This window comes from Stenotrophomonas sp. C-A, assembly GCF_054030835.1.
Genome location: NZ_CM132916.1, coordinates 2076283 through 2093522 on the forward strand (window position 1 = coordinate 2076283; position 17240 = coordinate 2093522).

Consider the following 17240-nt stretch of genomic DNA (forward strand, 5'->3'; position numbering starts at 1 on the left):
AATTGATGATTCATGCTAGCGTGAGGGTGAACCCACACCTCAGCGCTTTCATGCGACCTGCCGCAGCACGCACCCGCCGCGACCTGCACCACGCCCTGGCAGCCACCCTGGTCAGCCATCCGCGCTGCACGCTCAGCGAACTGGCGCAGGGGGCAGGCATCAGCCGGGCCACGCTGTATCGGTTTGCACCAACACGTGAAGCGATAGACGAAGCACTGTTCGCCGCAGGCTTCGAGCGTCTGGAAGCGGCGGCGGTCTGGTTCGACGAGGGCGGTGATGCACGCCACGTGCTGGAGCAGGTCACCGCCACGCTGCTGGCGGACTGGGAACTGGTGACGCTGCTGTTCGCGCGGATGATGGAAGAGCAGCAGCGCCAGGGCGACCTGCATCTGCTGCCGGAGCGCTGGGCGCCGATCGGCGAGCGCTTCGAGGCCTTTTTCCTGCGTGGTCAGGCGGCCGGAGAGTTCAACGTCGGTTTCACCGCAGTGTGGCTCGCGGACTTCTACTGGACCTGTTTCTACGGCATCACCTGGTCACTCGCACGTGGTCGGCTGGCGCCGGCCACGGCGGCCTCCACGCTGCTCGCGTCGTTCCAGCGGGGGGCGATGAAGGATTGACCGCAGGGGCTTGCGGCCGGGGCGCCGTGGCTTACGCCTGCTTCAACAACTGCACCAGCTGGCGCAGCCGATACGGCTTGGGCAGGAACTCCACCTGTTCCGGCAGCGGCGGCAGCTGCGAGCGCGCATAACCGGACGACAGGATCATCCGCGCCTGCGGTTGTTCGCGCGCCACATGCTCGCTCAGCTCGATGCCGGACATGCCGTTGGGCATGCTGACGTCGCTGAACACCACGTCGAAACGTGCTTCGCCCTTTAGCAGGGCGGCGGCCTCATGCGCGTCGGCGGTCGTGGCCACGTCGATGCCGAGGTCGCGCAGGGCCAGGCCGATCATTTCACGCAGATCGGTCTGGTCTTCCACCATCAATACGCGGATCGGGTCATCGGTCATCGGCAGGGTCCTCCATTGCGGGGAGCAGCAGGCTGACCGTGGTGCCGACACCGGGCGTGGTGGACACGTCGACGAAGCCGCCGCTCTGGGTAGTGAATCCGAACACCTGGCTCAGGCCCAGGCCGCTGCCTTTGCCGATGTCCTTGGTGGTGAAGAACGGCTCGGTCGCCCGTTCGGCGATGTCGGCCGCCATGCCGTGGCCTTCATCGCAGACGCTGAGGGTGACATAGCCACGTTGCAGCGTGGAGTCCGCATCCGGGTCGAGGCGATGCTCCAGCGCGGTGCCGATCAGGATGCGGCCGCCTTCAAGGGTAGCATCCGCGGCATTGGCGACCAGATTGGCCAGCGCCGTCTGCAGCTGCAGCGCATCGGTGTTGATGGCAGGCAGGCCCGGCGCCAGTTGGGCATCCAGCACCACCGTGGGCGGGCAGGCGCGTTGCAGGTCCGGCAGCCATTGCCGTATCAGCGCATTGATATCCAGTGGTTCGCGGATCAGGGTCTGGCCGGTGCTGAAGGCCAACAGCTGACGGGTCAGCAGCGCACCACGATCGGTCGCAGTCTGCGCCGCATCAAGCAGCTCGGCGGCGCGTGCATCGTCACCGTTCACGCGCAGCGACAGCAGGTCCAGCGCGTTGCCGATGGTGGTCAGCAGGTTGTTGAACTCGTGCGACAGCCCGCGGCTGAGCCGGCCGACGGTCTCGAACTGCTGGGTATTGCGCAGTGCACGCTGGGCATCGCGCAGCAGCCGCTGTGCCTGCCACTGCTCGGTGATGTCGCGTGTGATCTTGACGAAGCCGAGCAGCTCGCCCGCTTCGACCACCGGCTCGATGACCACGCTGGCTCGGAACGACGAGCCATCACGGCGAACCCGCCAACCTTCACTGGCGACATGGCCATGTTGCGCCGCGAGGCGGAGCAGGCGCTGCGGTTCGCCGGCTTCGCGTTCGGCAGCCAGATAGAAACGGCCAAAGTGCGTGCCCACCACGTCATCGGCTGAATAGCCCTTGATGCGCTCGGCACCCGGGTTCCAGCTGCAGACGACGCCATCAGGATCAAGCAGGTACAGCGCATGGTCGCGCACGCTGTCGATCAGCAGTCGCAGTTGGCGGGAAGGGTCCGTCAGCACGGACGTCGTAGAAGCAGCTGCGTCCACGTGGAAATGAGCATTACCCCTGGGAGGGACGTGAAGCTAGGCAGTGCAGTGTGAAGGGTGCGTGCAGGCGCGGCACGTGCCAATGGTCCTGTGCGGCTGAATGCGACACAGAGTACCATCACCCACCCTCTGTGTTCTGGAACCGACCTGCATGCGTCCTGGTGCGACTACGCGTGACCGCTGGATCTGGATGACCTCCGCCGTACTGCTGGCAGCGACCATCGCGTTGGAACTGGTGGTTCCGCTGGGCTATGCCGTTTGGCTGGCGTACTTCCTCGCTGTTGGCGTCACGCTGTTCCAGCGCAGTGCGCGCGCGCCGTTCATCGTGGCCGTCGTCGCCTGCGTCCTGTTGATCATTGGCTACAACGTCGCTCCGGCCAGCTCCAACTCGGCGTTCTCGTTCGTCAACCGAAGCATCGGTGGCTGTGCGTTCCTGATGATCGCGTTGATCGTCTCCCGCGCCATCCAGGCGCGGCGCGAAGCGATGCGGGCGCTGTGGCTGCAGCAAGCCGAGAACGCGGTGGCGATGAGCCTGCGCGGTGACCTGGGTCCGGAGCAGATCGCCGAGGCCGCGGCAACCAGCCTGGGGGCCCAGCTGCAGGCGGATGTCGCCGCCGTCTACCGCCTGGAAGGCGGGCGGCTGCAGCTGACCGGCGGGCTGGCATTGCCGTCCGGCATGCCGGCGTCGCTGGCATTGCAGGAGGGCGTGGCCGGGCAGGTGGCGCGGGATGAACGCATCCGCCACCTGCACGGGGGCGACGATGCGGTGCTTGAACTTCAGACCAGCCTGGGGCGCTTGCCGGTGCGCGAGCGCATCCTGGCGCCGATCAGCAGCGATGGTGCGGTCGTGGGCATCATTGAGCTGGGACGCACCCGTGCCGGCGAACAGGATCGACTCGATGTCGAGCTGCTGGAGCGATGTTCAGAGACCATCGGCATGGCGCTGCGGGCCTCCCTGCTGCGCGCGCAGCTGGTTGTTCTGCTGGAAGAGTCGCAGCGCCAGGGCGAGGAACTGCAGGCCCAGCAGGAAGAGCTGCGCGTGGCCAATGAGGAACTGGAAGAGCAGAGCCGCAGCCTGCTGCAGTCGCAGAGCCATCTGGAAGAACAGCAGGCCGAGCTGGAACAGAGCAACGTCCAGCTGGAAGAGCGAACCCACGAGCTGGAGGCGCAGAAGCAGGCGCTGCTGGTCGCGCAGAGCCAGCTGGTGCGCAACAGCAACGAGCTGGCCGCTACCTCGCGCTACAAGTCCGAATTCCTGGCCAATATGTCGCACGAGCTACGCACGCCGCTGAACAGCTCGCTGATCCTGGCCAAGCTGCTGGCCGACAACAAGGACGGCACGCTCACCGAAGAACAGGTGAAGTATGCGCGCGCGATCCTTTCGTCCAACAACGACCTGCTGGCGTTGATCAACGACATCCTGGACCTGTCGCGCATCGAGGCCGGCCACGTCGAGCTGGCCGATGAAGTGGTGGTGACGGACAGCGTGCTGCAGCGCCTGCGCGAGACCTTCGAGCCGATGGCGCGGCAGAAGGGCCTGGTGCTGCAGATCGAGGCCGATGCGCTGGCGCCGAGCCAGCTGGTGGTCGACAGCCAGCGCCTGCAGCAGATCCTGAAGAACCTGCTGGCCAATGCGGTGAAGTTCACCGAGCATGGAAAGGTCAGCCTGCACGTGCGTGCGGGCGGCCAGGGCCGCATCCGGTTCGAGGTCTGCGACAGCGGTATCGGCATTGCCCGAGAGCAGCTGCAGGTCATCTTCGAGGCATTCCGCCAGGCCGATGGCAGCACCCGCCGCCGCTACGGTGGCACCGGCCTGGGGCTGTCGATCTCGCGCGATCTGGCCGAGCGCATGGGCGGCAGCATCCAGGTCGACAGTGAACCGGGCCGCGGCAGCTGCTTCATCCTGGAACTGCCGTTGCAGGGTGCGCCCGCATCGAACGCCACTGACAACTCCGTGGCGCCCGTGGCGGCGCCGGCCATGGCCGCTGTGCCGGCGATGCCGGTACCTGCAACGGCTGCGGTGGCGCCGACCACGACGGTGCCCAGCGTGGCCGATGACCGCGGTCGTCGCCAACGCGCTGGCCGCTTGATCCTGGCCGTTGAGGACGACGCCACGTTCGCCGAAGCGCTGGTGGCCCTGGCCCATGAACTGGACTTTGACTGCGTGGTGGCCGGAACCGCCGAAGAGGCGCTGACCCTGGCCAGCGAACTGCGCCCGAACGGCATCCTGCTCGATATCGGCTTGCCGGACGTGTCCGGCCTGAGCGTGCTGGAGCGGCTGAAGCGCAACCCCGATACCCGGCATATCCCGGTGCACGTGGTCTCGGCGATGGACCGCAGCCAGGTGGCGCGCGAGCTGGGCGCGATTGGTTTCGCGATCAAGCCGACCACGCGCGAGCGTCTGGTGTCGGCCATCGAGCAGCTGGAGCAGACCAGCCAGCGCGACGTGCGGCGTCTGCTGATCGTCGAGGACGACAGTGAGCTGCGCCACAACCTGGAACTGCTGCTGGGCCGTGATCAGCTGCAGATTGTCGCGGTGGGCACTCTGGCCGGTGCGCTGGAGCAGCTCAGCACGGTCACGTTCGACTGCATGGTGATGGACCTGTCGCTGCCCGACGGCAGCGGCTACGACCTGCTCGAGCACATGGCCGGCAACGATGACGTCGGCTTCCCGCCGGTGATCGTCTATACCGGTCGCGCGCTCGGCCGCGAGGAAGAGCAGCGCCTGCGCCGCTATTCAAAGAGCATCATCATCAAGGGCGCCCGTTCGCCTGAGCGCCTGCTGGATGAAGTGACCCTGTTCCTGCACAGCGTCGAGGCCAGCCTGCCGACCGACCAGCAGCGCCTGCTGCGCGAGGCGCGCCGTCGCGACACCGTGCTCGATGGACGCACCGTGCTGCTGGCCGAGGATGACGTGCGCAACATCTTCGCGCTGTCCAGCGTGCTCGAGCCGCTGGGCGTGACGCTGGAGATCGCGCGCAACGGCCAGGAAGCGGTGGATCGCCTGGCCGAGCGCGACGTCGACCTGGTGCTGATGGACATCATGATGCCGGAGAAGGATGGCCTGGCCGCGATGCGCGAGATCCGCGCGCAGCGTCACCTGCAGGACCTGCCGATCATCGCGCTGACCGCCAAGGCGATGCCCGATGATCGTGAGCGCTGCCTGCAGGCCGGTGCCAACGACTACATCGCCAAGCCCATCGACGTCGACAAGCTGGTCTCGCTGTGCCGGGTCTGGTGCTCGCGGCAATGAACGAACAGGCCCTGTTCGACCTGGAACTGAAGGTCCTGCTGGAGGCGCTGTACCAGCGTTACCACTACGATTTCCGCAGTTATGCGGTGTCATCGCTGCGCCGGCGCATGCGTCAGGCGATGCAGCGCTATGAGTGCGAACGGCTGGTCGACCTGCAGTACCGGCTGCTGCACGAGCCGGAACTGTTCGCCCAGGCCATGCAGTTCTTCACCGTGCAGGTCTCGGAGATGTTCCGTGACCCCGCGTACTTCCGTGAGCTGCGCGAGCAGGTGGTGCCGGTACTGCGCACCTATCCCTCGGTGAAGTTGTGGGTGGCCGGTTGCAGCACCGGCGAGGAAGTGTGGTCGCTGGCGATCCTGCTGCACGAGGAAGGCTTGCTTGATCGCAGCATCGTCTATGCCACCGACATCAATCCGGCCGCGCTGGCCACTGCCGAGGCGGGTGCCTATGGCATTGACCGGATGGCCCAGTTCAGCCGCAACTATCTGGCGGCCGGCGGCACGGCGTCGCTGTCCGACTATTACGCCACGGCGTACGACGGTGCGGTGTTCGACCGCCAGCTGCGCCGCAACGTGGTGTTCGCCGACCACAGCCTGGCCACCGATACCGTGTTCTCCGAAGTGCACCTGGTGTCGTGCCGCAATGTGCTGATCTATTTCAACCGCGATCTGCAGGACCGCGCGGTGGGCCTGTTCCGTGAGGCGCTGGTGCATCGAGGCTTCCTTGGCCTGGGCAGCAAGGAGTCGCTGCAGTTCGGGTGCCACCATGACGCCTTCGAAGTCTGTTCGCGTGAGCATCGCCTGTACCGGAAGGTGGCCTGATGACGCTGCAGGCGCGTCCAGCCGTGCTGGTGATCGGCGCGTCCGCCGGTGGCGTGGCCGCCCTGCAGGCGGTGCTTGGTGCACTGCCGGGCACGCTGCCGGTACCGGTACTGGCCGTGCTGCACCTGCCGCGTGACCGTACCAGCCGCATCGCCGAGGTGCTGGCGCCGTACTGCGCGTTGCCGGTGCGCGAAGCCGAAGACAAGCAGCCGTTGCGGCCGGGTACGGTCACGTTCGCGCCTCCGGATTACCACCTGCTGGTGGAGGACGAGGGGTCGGTGGCGTTGTCGGTGGATGCGCCGGTGCTGTTTTCCCGTCCGGCCATCGATCCACTGTTCGACTCCGCTGCTGCAGTGTTCGGCGGGCAGGTATTGGCCCTGCTGCTGACCGGTGCCAGCAGCGATGGCAGTGAAGGCGTGGCTGCGGTGCGCGCCGCCGGTGGCCGTGCCTGGCTGCAATGTCCCGAGGAGGCCGAGGCGTCGATGATGCCGGCTTCCGCCCTGCAGCATGCCGGCGCCGATGCCGTGCTGCCCCTTGAACTGATGTGTCGCCGCCTGAAGGAGTTGTTTGCATGAACCTGTTGCCACCGGACCCTGCGCAGCCGCAGACCCCGGTCAACCTGCTGATCGTCGATGACGTGCCGCAGAACCTGGTAGCCATGCAGGCCCTGCTGCAGCGAGAAGGGGTCAACCTGCTGCTGGCCGGCTCGGGTGCGCAGGCGCTGGAGCTGCTGCTCGAGCACGAGGTTGCATTGGCCCTGCTTGACGTGCACATGCCGGAGATCGATGGCTTCACCCTGGCCGAACTGATGCGCGGTTCGCATCGCAGCCGCGACGTGCCGATCATCTTCCTGACCGCCTCCCCGGATGATCCCCTGCGCGTGTTCAAGGGCTACGAGAGCGGCGCGGTCGATTTCCTGCACAAGCCGGTGGCGCCGCAGGTAATCCTGAGCAAGGTCAATGTCTTCATCGAGCTGTACCAGCAGCGGCAGCTGCTGAAGGCGCGCAACGAGGCGCTGGAGCGTGCGCTCAAGCTCAACGAGACGATGGCAGCGGTGCTGACCCACGACCTGCGTACGCCGCTGTCGGCCATCCTGCTGTGTGCCGACAAGCTGGCGCTGGATCTTCCCGAAGACAACACTGGCGCGCAGCAGACGCTGCAGTACCTGGAGGCCAGCACCCTGCGCATGGCACGCATGGTCGAGCAGTTGCTGGACTTCTCGCGGATCCGCAGCGGCGGCCTGCGCCTGCAGGCCAGTGCCTGCGACCTGGCCGACGTGACCCGCGCGGTGGTGGCTGAGGCGGGCAGTGCGCATGGGGCAGGCCGGATCCATCTGGACATGCACGGTGATACGCGGCTGCAGGGCGATCTGGACCGTCTCGGCCAGGTTGCCGCCAATCTGGTCGGTAATGCGCTGACCCACGGCAGCGAGGCGAGGGTGGAGGTGGACGGGCGCGACCCCCGCAGCGTGCTGTTGCGTGTGAGCAACGCCGGCCGGATCGACGACGCGCTGCTGCCGCGGTTGTTCGAGCCGTTCAAGGCCAGCTTCCACCAGAGCAAGGGCCTGGGGCTGGGTCTGTACATCGTCGATCAGTTCGTGCGCGCGCATGGGGGGCGTATCGCCGCGCGCAACGAGGCCGGGCAGGTGGTCTTCGAAGCCCTGCTGCCGAGGCGCGTCGAGGGGCTGCCTGCAGCAGCAACCTGAATTCTTCAGGAAACGCCCGCGGGTGTTGAGACGGACTCGTCCGCAACTGCTACCGTGGGTGTACATCCTGTCAAGGAAGCACCATGCCACTGCGTGCCATCGCCTATGTCAGCCAGGCGCTGCCGGATCTTTCCGCTGAACGGTTGCGGGCGCTGGTCGACGATGCAGCCCGCTTCAACAAGATGGCGGGCGTGACCGGTGTGCTGCTGCATGACGGCGGGCGATTCCTGCAGTACATCGAGGGGCCGCCGGACGGTATCGATTCGGTCTATGAGCGCATCCTGCAGGCCGGCAGCCATGTCGACATCATCGAGCTGGCGCGCGGCCGCCTCGGCCAGCGCCAGTTTCCGTACTGGTCGATGCGCGCGTTGCCGGTGGAAGAGGCGCTGCTGCGCCAGCTGTCATCCAGCGACTGGTCGGGTTTTACCCGTGCTCTCCAGGGTGATCGTTCCGCGCCGACGCCGGTGGATCTGCTCGACAACGTCGTGCAGCCAGTCCTGCACGCCGGCTGAGCGTCAACGCGAGGTGCCGCCGCAGTAGGCGGCATGCAGCGCCTGCAGCACGCCCAGTGCGGGCCCTTCAATCACGCGGTAGTGGATCGCCTGCGCTTCGCGCCGGGTCGCGACGATGTCCAGTTCGCGCAGCACCGCCAGATGCTGTGACAGCGCTGATGCGCTGAGTCCGGTCAGTGCCTGCAGTTCCGGCACCGGCGCCTCACCTTCGACCAGGCGGCATAGCACGCGCAGCCGCGCAGGATGGGCCAGGCTCTTGAGCAGGGCTGCAGCCTGCGAGGCGTGCTCGGCCATGGCGGCGCTGTCGAGCGGGGGGCGGGCCATGGTTGACCTGTTGATTTAGAAAAAGCTAATTTAGAAAAAGCTAAATCAAAAGGCAAGCGAATGTACGGAATGGGCGGAGGCAGGTCATGACCCTGCCGTGGGCCGCGGTGGCGGGGGGCGCGGTGATCGGTGCGGCGGCGGTGGTGCTGCTGGCAACCACGGGCCGGGTGGCCGGCATCAGTGGCATCGCTGCTGGCAGTGTGCGTGCCGCGCCAGGTGAGCGAGGTTGGCGCTGGGCGTTCCTGCTTGGCCTGCTGGCTGCTGCAGGGTTGGTGCTGTGGTGGCAGGCCGCGCCAGGGCAAGCGCCCCGCGCCCTGCTGCGTGATGCCTTGCCGGCGTGGCAGCTGGTCGGTGCCGGCCTGCTGGTCGGCTTCGGTACGCGGTTGGGCAATGGCTGCACCAGTGGTCACGGGGTCTGCGGCCTGGCCCGCGGCTCAAAGCGGTCGCTGCTGGCGGTGCTGGTGTTCATGGCCTGCGCGATGCTGACCACGTTCCTGATCCGTCACGGCGGAGGCTTGGCATGAGCCGCGCGATGGTGGCCGCCGGTGCGGCAGGCGCGCTTTTCGGCGCAGGCCTGGCGTTGGCCGGCATGACCGATCCGCGCCGCATCCTCGGTTTCCTCGACATCGCCGGCGATTTCGATCCCACCTTGGCCTGGGTGCTGGCCTCTGCACTGCTGGTCAGCGCGGTTGGCCAGCGCTGGGTGCTGCGGCGCGCGCGTCCGTCCTGCGCAACGCGCTTCCAATTGCCCGCTGCGCGCGGTGTCGATCTGCGCCTGGTGCTGGGCGCGGCGTTGTTCGGCATCGGCTGGGGCTGGGCAGGCTATTGCCCGGGCCCTGCCATCGCCGGGCTGGCGGTGGGATCGCGCGAGGCGCTGTGGTTCGTGCCGGCGATGCTTGCAGGTTTCTGGCTGCACGATCGCGCGGTCCGCTGAGGCTTCACCGCTGTGTCACCCTGCATGGGGTCATATCCATGGATCACGGGGAAAGGAGCGCAACAACATGGCACGGATGAAGTGGAAGGAAAAGGCACTGCTTGCGGTCGCACTGGCCGCCGCAGCGGCACCAGCGCTGGCCTGCACGCGTGCGGTGTACCTGGGCGACAACGGCGATGTGATCACCGCGCGCTCGATGGACTGGAAGGTCGATGTGGCGACCAATCTCTACGTGCTGCCGCGCGGTATCGCACGCAGCGGCCAGGCTGGCCCGAAGTCGCTGGCGTGGACCGCGCGCTACGGTTCGGTGGTGGCCACCGGCTACGACGTATCGACCACCGATGGCATGAACGAAAAGGGCCTGGTGGCCAACCTGCTGTGGCTGGTCGAGTCGGAGTATCCGCAGCAGCGAGGCAACAAGCCGGGCCTGGCCATCTCGCTGTGGGCGCAGTATGTGCTGGACAACTTCGCCACCGTGGAAGAGGCGGTCACCGCGTTGAAACGCGAGCCGTACGCGATCGTCACCGACAAGGTGCCCGGCGAAGATCGACAGGCGACGCTGCACCTGTCGCTGTCCGATGCCACCGGCGACAGCGCCATCGTCGAGTACATCGGCGGTCGCCAGGTGATCCACCATGACCGGCGCTATCAGGTGATGACCAACTCGCCGATCTTCGAGCAGCAGCTGGCCCTCAACAGTTACTGGCAGCAGATCGGCGGCACGGTGATGCTGCCGGGTACCAACCGCTCCGCTGACCGTTTCGCGCGCGCCTCGTTCTACATCAACGCCATTCCCAAGGCCGAGGATCCGGTGGTGGCGCTGGCCAGTGTGTTCAGCGTGATCCGCAACACCTCGGTGCCGTATGGCATCACCACGCCGGGCGAGCCGAACATCTCATCCACACGCTGGCGCACCGTGGCTGACCACAAGCGACGGCTGTACTTCTTCGAGTCGGCGCTGACCCCGAACACGTTCTGGGTCGACCTGAACAAGGTCGATTTCGGTGGCAAGGTACTCAAGCTCGATCTCGGCCCGGACCAGCGCAATACCTTCGCTGGCGATGCACTGGGCCACTTCGTGCCCAGCGCACCGTTCACCTTCCTCGGCGTCGACGGTTAGTTCGACGCCTGGCTGGAGGCCGGGTAGACCGCCTGGATCGTGCAGCTGCCGCGGGTGTACTGCGGCAGCGGCGCGATCCCGTCATGGCGCAGGTCGCCTGCTTCGAACCCGGCGGTCGTGACCCGGTCGCCGGGATTGCCGCAGATCAGGCCATTCTGCAGGCCGGAGTGGAAGCTGAGCTGTGGCGCACGATCGAGCTGGCGGCAATGGCTGCCGAGTTCGACCCGGTAGTAGCGATGGCCACCATTACGGTGCGGATTGGTCTCCACCAGCATGCCCTGCGGGTCGGAGGACCAGGCGCGCACGTTGCGCGTGGCAAAGCAGTAGGACGGCGAGCCGCCGAAGCTGCGGCGTACCTCCTTGCGTTCGCGGATGGTCACGGCGGGCAGGGTGGCCGTGCGCAGGCGGTCGCTGTCGCGGGCGACGCTGGCGTAGTCACGATCCTGCAGCGGGGTGACCGCGCTGATGGCGCATCGGCGGCCGTCGACCACGACGCGTTCGCTGGGGCGGCCGCAGGCCCAGCCGGCGGGGGCTTCCAGCTTCAACGAGGTGGCACCGCGGACGCCGGGACAATCTTCGTTGAAGTCGATCCGATAGGCCTGGCCGGAGGCGGCGCGCAGTGCGATCGAGCGCGGTGATGCCTGCTCCACTTCCTGTACGCCGACAGCGTCCATGCAGTGCGGAGCCGGTGGTGTACGCTCCTGTGCGGAGGCCGAAGCTGCGAGCATCAGGCCGAGGCTGGTGGCGAGCACCAGGGACACCTGCTGATGGGTCATGTCCTGCACTCCCTGCGTTGGATGACGGATCGACTATAGCAGCGGTTTGCACGGCCGTTGTTACACGCGCACACTGCACGGATGGGCGCCATCTTCCATCTGCGGCACTACGGGCAGGCCACTGGCCTGGACCGCCATGACTACGCGCAGTGGGTGCTGCCGCTGCAGGGTGAGCTGCACTTCGAGATGGAGGGGCGCGGCGGTCGGCTGGACCTACTGCAGGGAGCTTTCGTTGCTGCCGGCGAAGCGCATGACCAGATGGCTGACGGTCCCAATGGGTTCGTGATCGTTGACTGTCCTCCGGGCGTGCTCGATGACGGCACGCAGGAGCATCTGTGCCGGCAGCGCTGGCTGCATCTGCCGCTGGCATTGCGTCGGCGCCTGGCCGAGGTGCAGGCAGGGCAGCCGATGCCGCCGCTGCTGCCGCAGTTGCTGCAGGTATTTGCACCTGCTGGCAGTGGCGCGCGCATGCAGGGCCTGTGTGCGGCGGTGCAGGCCGATCCCGGGCAGGCGTGGCCGGTGGCGCGCATGGCTGCGTTCGTCGGGGTCAGCGAGAGCCGGTTGCACGCGCTGTTCCAGCAGGAGTTCGGGCTCAGCCCGCAAGCCTGGCTCAGTGCGTGCCGGTTGCGCTGGGCCAAGCATCGGTTGCGCACCAGCACGGCGCCGATCAGCGATATCGCGCTGGCCGCAGGCTATTCCGAGCAGAGCGCACTGACCCGCGCGCTGCGCCGCGAGTGTGGCCAGACCCCGGCCGCGTGGCGCAGGAGCGCCGGCTGAGTTGTAGAGCCGAGCCCACGCTCGGCTTCCCGCACGTGCAGCCGGTCATGGCAGTAGCCTGGGTCAAGAGCGCCCACCGGCCAGCGCTTACACTGCGCGGCCCGTTCTCTCCCCCGAAGAACCCGAATGCGCAACAACCCGATGGCCCTGGGCATCGCCAATGGCGTTGCCGCCGGCGCGCTGTGGGGCGTGGTTTTCCTCGCGCCCGCCGTGCTGCAGTCGTTCAACGCCCTGCAACTGTCGGCCGGTCGCTATCTGGTCTACGGCCTGATCGCCGTAGCCCTGCTGCTGCCGCGATGGAAGCGGCTGGCGCCGCGGCTGGGCCGCGCCGAATGGATCGGCCTGCTGTGGCTGAGCCTGGCCGGGAACCTGGTGTACTTCCTGCTGCTGGCGACGGCGGTGCAGTGGGCAGGCGGTGCCGCCGCGTCGCTGATCGTTGGCCTGATCCCGGTGATGGTCACCTTGGTCGGCGTGCGCGAGCAGGGCGCGGTGCCACTGAAGCAGCTGTTGCCGGCACTTGGGCTGTGCGTGTTGGGCGTGGCACTGGTTGGCTGGGAAGCACTGATGTCCGAGCACCTGGCAACCCCGTGGCGGCAACGCGTGATCGGCCTGCTGTGTGCATTCGGCGCACTGTTCTCATGGGCGTTGTACTCGATCGGCAACAGCCGCTGGCTGGCGCGCCGACCGGATCTGTCCAGCCACGACTGGTCGCTGCTGACCGGGGTGACCACCGGCGGCCTGGCCCTGCTGCTGGTGCCGATGGCCTTCATCGGTCACACCGGCGGGCACACAGCGGCACAGTGGAGTGGTTTCTGGGCGATCAGCGCCGGTGTGGCAGTGGTGGCCTCGATCCTCGGCAATGCGTTCTGGAACCGTGCCAGCCGCCTGCTGCCACTGACGCTGACCGGCCAGATGATCGTGTTCGAGACGCTGTTTGCGTTGCTGTATGCCTTCGCCTGGCAGCAGCGCTGGCCGACGTTGCTGGAGGCGCTGGCAATCGTGTTCCTGGTAGCCGGCGTGATGCTGTGTGCGCATGCCCACCGCACACCGCGGGCGATCGCCGAACATGCCGGCTGAATGCGCTCGTCAAGCCTGCTGATGCCGCCTTGGTCTCAGATGCAACCAAATGTCGGCACGTTGGCCGATGATCGCCGCAGCGGATTTTTGCATCGCAGCACTTGACAGCCGCCCGGCGCGCAGTGTTTTCTGTACGCCATGGTTCTTGATGCCGCCCACGCCAGCCTGATCGCCCCCGCTACTGCGGGCCGTTCGACTGCGCCGGTCGCCACCACCACCATTACCACCACCACCGTCACCACTGCCCTGGTGCGGCCCGTCGTCTTCGTGTAACTCCCGAAAACCACGGCCCCGCACCATACAGGTGGCGGGGAAACTCGACACCTGCATGCGACGGGGCCTCCTACCGAGGTCTGCATGTCTTCCTACGCCCCCGCTCATCCCGTTGCCCCGGCCGACCTGGCTGCACCGTCCATTGTCGTGCACAAGTTCGGTGGCACCTCGGTGGCCGATGCCGAACGTTACCGCCATGTTGCCGGCCTGCTGCTGGCCCGTCCCGAATCGCTGCAGGTCACTGTCGTCTCGGCGATGAAGGGCGTTACCGACGCGCTGATCGAGCTGGCAGAGCTGGCGGCCAAAGGTGATGAAGGCTGGCGTGAAGCCTGGCATGCGCTGCGCGCGCGACATCGCGGCGCTGCCGTGGCGCTGTTGGGCGAGCAGGTGGGCGAGACGGTCGAATGGATCGACGCCCGCTTCGAGCAGCTGGCCGAAGTGCTGGCCGCGCTGGCGGTGATCGGCGAGCTGCCGCGCGAGGTTCTGGACCGCGTGCAGGGGCTGGGCGAAGTGTTCTCCGCGCAGCTGCTTGGTACCCACCTGCGTGCAGTGGGAGAAGACTGTGCGGTGCTCGATGCGCGCGAGGTACTGGTCGTCGGGCATGGCGAACTGGGCGTGGATGTCGACTGGGAGGCCAGTGCTGATCGCCTTGCCAAGTGGCGCCTGCAGCATCCACAGTCGCGCCTGGTTGCCACCGGATTCGTCGCACGTGATCGCGATGACCGCATCACCACGCTCGGCCGCAACGGCAGCGACTACTCCGGTGCGATCTTTGCTGCGCTGTTCAATGCCGATGAACTGCACATCTGGACCGACGTCGATGGCGTGCTGTCGGCCGACCCGCGGCTGGTGCCTGAAGCCGTGCAGCTGGAATCGCTGAGCTACGACGAAGCCTGCGAACTGGCCTACTTCGGTGCCAAGGTGGTGCACCCGCAGACCATGTCGCCGGCGATCCGTCTCGGGCTGCCGATCTTCATCCGCAATACGTTCCAGCCCGCGCATCCGGGTACGCGTATCAGTGCCGAACGCTCGCCGCGTGGACCGGTGAAGGGCCTGACCCTGAGCCCCGGGCTGTCCCTGCTGAACCTGGAAGGCACGGGTCTGATCGGCGTGCCCGGTACCGCCGAGCGCGTGTTCGCGGCCCTCCGCCAGGCACAGGTGTCGGTGGTGATGATCTCGCAGGGGTCGTCGGAGCATTCGATCTGCTGCGTGGTGCGTGCTGCCGAAGCGACACGTGGCCGCGAGGCGCTGCTGCACGCGTTCGCGCATGAACTGTCGGTCGGGCAGGTGCAGCGCGTGCAGGTCAATGAGGGCGTCAGCGTATTGGCGGCGGTGGGTGACGGCATGGCCGGCCAGCCGGGTGTGGCCGCACGCCTGTTCGAGGCACTGGGGCGTGCGCAGGTGAACATCCTGGCGATCGCACAGGGTTCGTCCGAACGCAACATCTCGGTGGCGGTGGACAGCGCCGATGCGACCCGTGCGCTGCGCGCGGCGCATGCCGGTTTCTGGCTGTCGCCGCAGACCTTCGCGGTGGGTGTGATCGGGCCGGGCAATGTCGGTGCCGCACTGCTGGACCAGCTGCTGGCCGCCCGCCCGCAGCTGCTGGCCAAGGCCAATGTGGATCTGCGCCTGCGCGCGCTGGCCTCGCGTTCGCGCATGCGGCTTGAAGTGGATGGCCTGCATGCAGACTGGCGCGAAGCGCTGCGGGACGTGGGCGAATCCAGTGATCTGGATCGCTTCACCGAACACCTGCTGGCCGCGCACCTGCCGCATGCGGTGGTGATCGACTGCAGCGGCAGCGCCGAGGTGGCTGAGCGTTACGAGGGCTGGCTGGCGGCCGGCATCCACGTGGTTACCCCGAACAAACAGGCTGGCGCCGGTCCGCTGCCGCGTTACCAGCGCATCCGCGCCGCCGCGGCGGCCAGTGGTGCGCGCTTCCGCTACGAAGCCACGGTAGGCGCGGGCCTACCGGTGATCACCACGCTGCGCGATCTGGTCGATACCGGTGACGAGGTGCTGGCGATTGAAGGCATTTTCTCCGGCACGCTGGCCTGGCTGTTCAATCGTTTCGACGGCAGCCAGCCGTTCTCGCAGTTGGTGGCGCAGGCGCGGTCGATGGGCTACACCGAACCGGACCCGCGTGATGATCTGTCCGGTGTGGACGTGGCGCGCAAGCTGGTGATCCTTGCCCGCGAAGCCGGCCACGCACTCAGCCTGGAACAGGTACAGGTGGAAAGCCTGGTGCCGGCGCTGCTGCGCGACGGCAGCGTGGATGACTTCATGGCGCGGCTGGGCGAGTCCGATGCCAGCCTGCTTCAGCGTCTGCAGGACGCGCGGGCGCGTGGCTCGGTGCTGCGCTACGTGGCACAGCTGGGTGCCGACGGCGCCTCGGTGGGCCTGCAGGAACTGCCCGCCGATCACGCCTTCGCCAATCTGCGGCTGACCGACAACGTGGTGCAGTTCCGTACCCGCCGTTACTGCGACAATCCGTTGGTGGTGCAGGGGCCGGGGGCGGGCCCGGAAGTCACAGCGGCCGGTGTGTTCGCCGACCTGCTGCGGGTGGCCGCCGGCGAAGGAGCGCGCCTGTGATCGCACGTGCGTTCGCGCCTGCCTCGGTGGCCAACGTGGCGGTGGGCTTCGACATTCTTGGTCATGCCGTTGCCGGAGTTGGCGATACCGTGAGCGTGCGCCGCATCGATGAGCCGATGGTGCGCATCGATGCGATTCGCGGCAGTGTCGTCGAGCTGCCACTGGATGCGGCTGGAAACACCGCAGGTGCTGCGCTGATGTCGCTGCGCGCAGGGCTGGCGCTGGACTTCGGATTCGCGGTGGAGATCGACAAGGGCATTCCATTCGGTTCCGGCATGGGCGGTTCGGCAGCGTCGTGCGTCGCTGCGCTGGTTGCCGCCAATGCACTACTGGATGCGCCGCTGACGCGCGAGGCGCTGTATCCGTTTGCGCTGGATGGCGAGGCGGTGGCAAGTGGTGGCCGTCACGGTGACAACGTGGGGCCATTGCTGCTGGGCGGGCTTGCGCTGTGCACGGCCGACCGCCTGCTGCCGATTCCGGTACCGGCTACCTGGCACAGCCTGCTGGTGCATCCGCACGCGGTGCTGGAAACACGCCGCGCACGCCAGGCGCTGCAGGGCAGCTATGCGCTGGGTGAATTCGTGGCACAGAGTGCGAACCTCGCGCTGGTACTCAGCGGCTGCCATCGCAGCGACGCCGCGCTGGTCCGTGCTGGCCTGCGTGATGTGCTGGTGGAGCCGCGCCGCGCCGGCCTGATTGCGGGCTTCGAGGCCGCACGCGATGCGGCGCTGTCTGCGCATGCGATGGGCGCGGGCATTTCGGGCGCGGGCCCCAGCGTCTTCGCCTGGTTCGAGGACGCCGACCAGGCCCGCGCCGCTGCCGCACCGGTGCAGGCGGCATTCGCCGCCGCCGGTTTCGACAGCGATGCCTGGGTGTCGCCGCTGGATGCACCGGGAGCCCGCTTGTGCTGAATCCTTC

At 67.3% G+C, this 17240-nt stretch carries 18 protein-coding genes; 13 read left to right on the forward strand and 5 right to left on the reverse strand.

The annotated features are described in order from the left end of the window. Positions 1–50: 50 nt before the first annotated feature. Positions 51–617: a TetR/AcrR family transcriptional regulator gene (locus tag ACW5IY_RS09900; protein WP_049486979.1), complete on the forward strand. Its 567-nt coding sequence runs from the start codon at positions 51–53 to the stop codon at positions 615–617. 31 nt (positions 618–648) lie between these two features. Here ACW5IY_RS09900 and ACW5IY_RS09905 read toward each other — a convergent pair whose 3' ends face one another. Both ACW5IY_RS09905 and ACW5IY_RS09910 read right to left on the reverse strand, forming a co-directional pair. Continuing rightward, complete coding sequence (locus ACW5IY_RS09905) at positions 649–1008, reverse strand: response regulator (protein WP_010482617.1); 360 nt, start codon at positions 1006–1008, stop codon at positions 649–651. After that, positions 998–2161 carry a two-component system sensor histidine kinase NtrB gene (locus tag ACW5IY_RS09910; protein ID WP_457327173.1) on the reverse strand — a complete coding sequence of 388 codons (1164 nt, stop codon included), beginning with the start codon at positions 2159–2161 and terminating at the stop codon, positions 998–1000. The genes ACW5IY_RS09905 and ACW5IY_RS09910 overlap by 11 nt, the downstream gene beginning before the upstream one ends. A gap of 151 nt (positions 2162–2312) precedes the next feature. On the opposite strand from ACW5IY_RS09910, the gene ACW5IY_RS09915 reads away from it, so the two are divergent. The 5 genes from ACW5IY_RS09915 to ACW5IY_RS09935 all read left to right on the forward strand — a co-directional run bounded on the left by ACW5IY_RS09915 (position 2313) and on the right by ACW5IY_RS09935 (position 8452). Then, positions 2313–5414, forward strand: a complete 3102-nt coding sequence (locus tag ACW5IY_RS09915) for a response regulator (RefSeq protein WP_049436273.1) — start codon at positions 2313–2315, stop codon at positions 5412–5414. Then, positions 5411–6235, forward strand: coding sequence for a CheR family methyltransferase (locus tag ACW5IY_RS09920; protein ID WP_032127427.1), 825 nt, complete (start codon positions 5411–5413; stop codon positions 6233–6235). Before ACW5IY_RS09915 ends, ACW5IY_RS09920 begins: the two co-directional genes overlap by 4 nt. Then, entirely contained in the window at positions 6235–6810 is a 576-nt protein-coding gene (locus tag ACW5IY_RS09925) for a chemotaxis protein CheB (protein ID WP_049436272.1), read from the forward strand. Before ACW5IY_RS09920 ends, ACW5IY_RS09925 begins: the two co-directional genes overlap by 1 nt. Beyond that, a complete protein-coding gene (locus ACW5IY_RS09930) occupies positions 6807–7940 on the forward strand; it encodes a hybrid sensor histidine kinase/response regulator (protein ID WP_010482609.1) in 1134 nt (377 codons plus the stop codon). The genes ACW5IY_RS09925 and ACW5IY_RS09930 overlap by 4 nt, the downstream gene beginning before the upstream one ends. A gap of 83 nt (positions 7941–8023) precedes the next feature. Next, complete coding sequence (locus tag ACW5IY_RS09935) at positions 8024–8452, forward strand: BLUF domain-containing protein (protein ID WP_010482608.1); 429 nt, start codon at positions 8024–8026, stop codon at positions 8450–8452. Between the two features lie 3 nt (positions 8453–8455). Here ACW5IY_RS09935 and ACW5IY_RS09940 read toward each other — a convergent pair whose 3' ends face one another. After that, positions 8456–8776 carry an ArsR/SmtB family transcription factor gene (locus tag ACW5IY_RS09940; RefSeq protein WP_019338489.1) on the reverse strand — a complete coding sequence of 107 codons (321 nt, stop codon included), beginning with the start codon at positions 8774–8776 and terminating at the stop codon, positions 8456–8458. Positions 8777–8862: 86 nt separating this feature from the next. Here ACW5IY_RS09940 and ACW5IY_RS09945 point away from each other — a divergent pair, with 86 nt between their 5' ends. The 3 genes from ACW5IY_RS09945 to ACW5IY_RS09955 all read left to right on the forward strand — a co-directional run bounded on the left by ACW5IY_RS09945 (position 8863) and on the right by ACW5IY_RS09955 (position 10830). Beyond that, a complete protein-coding gene (locus ACW5IY_RS09945) occupies positions 8863–9300 on the forward strand; it encodes a YeeE/YedE family protein (protein ID WP_049436271.1) in 438 nt (145 codons plus the stop codon). Beyond that, on the forward strand, positions 9297–9710 hold the full coding sequence (locus ACW5IY_RS09950) for a DUF6691 family protein (RefSeq protein WP_043397189.1): 414 nt from the start codon (positions 9297–9299) through the stop codon (positions 9708–9710). The genes ACW5IY_RS09945 and ACW5IY_RS09950 overlap by 4 nt, the downstream gene beginning before the upstream one ends. Before the next feature lie 67 nt (positions 9711–9777). Further along, positions 9778–10830, forward strand: coding sequence for a linear amide C-N hydrolase (locus ACW5IY_RS09955; protein WP_049436270.1), 1053 nt, complete (start codon positions 9778–9780; stop codon positions 10828–10830). Here the strand turns inward: ACW5IY_RS09955 and ACW5IY_RS09960 are convergent. Next, the gene (locus tag ACW5IY_RS09960) at positions 10827–11606 is read right to left on the reverse strand and encodes a DUF6491 family protein (protein WP_049436269.1); all 780 of its coding nucleotides are present in this window, start codon (positions 11604–11606) and stop codon (positions 10827–10829) included. The two genes, ACW5IY_RS09955 and ACW5IY_RS09960, sit on opposite strands and share 4 nt — an antisense overlap. 81 nt (positions 11607–11687) lie before the next feature. Here ACW5IY_RS09960 and ACW5IY_RS09965 point away from each other — a divergent pair, with 81 nt between their 5' ends. Together ACW5IY_RS09965 and ACW5IY_RS09970 are read left to right on the forward strand one after the other, a co-directional pair. Beyond that, complete coding sequence (locus tag ACW5IY_RS09965; RefSeq protein WP_049436267.1) at positions 11688–12383, forward strand: helix-turn-helix transcriptional regulator; 696 nt, start codon at positions 11688–11690, stop codon at positions 12381–12383. Between the two features lie 126 nt (positions 12384–12509). After that, a complete protein-coding gene (locus ACW5IY_RS09970) occupies positions 12510–13460 on the forward strand; it encodes a DMT family transporter (protein WP_049436264.1) in 951 nt (316 codons plus the stop codon). A gap of 9 nt (positions 13461–13469) precedes the next feature. Here the strand turns inward: ACW5IY_RS09970 and ACW5IY_RS09975 are convergent, their stop codons facing one another. Next, on the reverse strand, positions 13470–13790 hold the full coding sequence (locus ACW5IY_RS09975) for a hypothetical protein (protein WP_162531803.1): 321 nt from the start codon (positions 13788–13790) through the stop codon (positions 13470–13472). 27 nt (positions 13791–13817) lie between these two features. Here ACW5IY_RS09975 and thrA point away from each other — a divergent pair, with 27 nt between their 5' ends. Continuing rightward, positions 13818–16322 carry a bifunctional aspartate kinase/homoserine dehydrogenase I gene (gene thrA, locus ACW5IY_RS09980; RefSeq protein ID WP_049436263.1) on the forward strand — a complete coding sequence of 835 codons (2505 nt, stop codon included), beginning with the start codon at positions 13818–13820 and terminating at the stop codon, positions 16320–16322. Then, positions 16319–17233, forward strand: coding sequence for a homoserine kinase (locus tag ACW5IY_RS09985; RefSeq protein WP_049436261.1), 915 nt, complete (start codon positions 16319–16321; stop codon positions 17231–17233). The genes thrA and ACW5IY_RS09985 overlap by 4 nt, the downstream gene beginning before the upstream one ends. Positions 17234–17240 lie beyond the last annotated feature (7 nt).

Excerpts from the sequence above, each read along its gene's own strand:
- ACW5IY_RS09900 (WP_049486979.1), top strand. The coding sequence starts at position 51 with ATGCGACCTGCCGCAGCACGCACCCGCCGCGACCTGCACCACGCCCTG.
- ACW5IY_RS09905 (WP_010482617.1), bottom strand. The coding sequence starts at position 1,008 with ATGACCGATGACCCGATCCGCGTATTGATGGTGGAAGACCAGACCGAT.
- ACW5IY_RS09915 (WP_049436273.1), top strand. The coding sequence starts at position 2,313 with ATGCGTCCTGGTGCGACTACGCGTGACCGCTGGATCTGGATGACCTCC.
- ACW5IY_RS09920 (WP_032127427.1), top strand. The coding sequence starts at position 5,411 with ATGAACGAACAGGCCCTGTTCGACCTGGAACTGAAGGTCCTGCTGGAG.
- ACW5IY_RS09925 (WP_049436272.1), top strand. The coding sequence starts at position 6,235 with ATGACGCTGCAGGCGCGTCCAGCCGTGCTGGTGATCGGCGCGTCCGCC.
- ACW5IY_RS09930 (WP_010482609.1), top strand. The coding sequence starts at position 6,807 with ATGAACCTGTTGCCACCGGACCCTGCGCAGCCGCAGACCCCGGTCAAC.
- ACW5IY_RS09935 (WP_010482608.1), top strand. The coding sequence starts at position 8,024 with ATGCCACTGCGTGCCATCGCCTATGTCAGCCAGGCGCTGCCGGATCTT.
- ACW5IY_RS09940 (WP_019338489.1), bottom strand. The coding sequence starts at position 8,776 with ATGGCCCGCCCCCCGCTCGACAGCGCCGCCATGGCCGAGCACGCCTCG.
- ACW5IY_RS09945 (WP_049436271.1), top strand. The coding sequence starts at position 8,863 with ATGACCCTGCCGTGGGCCGCGGTGGCGGGGGGCGCGGTGATCGGTGCG.
- ACW5IY_RS09950 (WP_043397189.1), top strand. The coding sequence starts at position 9,297 with ATGAGCCGCGCGATGGTGGCCGCCGGTGCGGCAGGCGCGCTTTTCGGC.
- ACW5IY_RS09955 (WP_049436270.1), top strand. The coding sequence starts at position 9,778 with ATGGCACGGATGAAGTGGAAGGAAAAGGCACTGCTTGCGGTCGCACTG.
- ACW5IY_RS09960 (WP_049436269.1), bottom strand. The coding sequence starts at position 11,606 with ATGACCCATCAGCAGGTGTCCCTGGTGCTCGCCACCAGCCTCGGCCTG.
- ACW5IY_RS09965 (WP_049436267.1), top strand. The coding sequence starts at position 11,688 with ATGGGCGCCATCTTCCATCTGCGGCACTACGGGCAGGCCACTGGCCTG.
- ACW5IY_RS09970 (WP_049436264.1), top strand. The coding sequence starts at position 12,510 with ATGCGCAACAACCCGATGGCCCTGGGCATCGCCAATGGCGTTGCCGCC.
- ACW5IY_RS09975 (WP_162531803.1), bottom strand. The coding sequence starts at position 13,790 with ATGCAGGTGTCGAGTTTCCCCGCCACCTGTATGGTGCGGGGCCGTGGT.
- thrA (WP_049436263.1), top strand. The coding sequence starts at position 13,818 with ATGTCTTCCTACGCCCCCGCTCATCCCGTTGCCCCGGCCGACCTGGCT.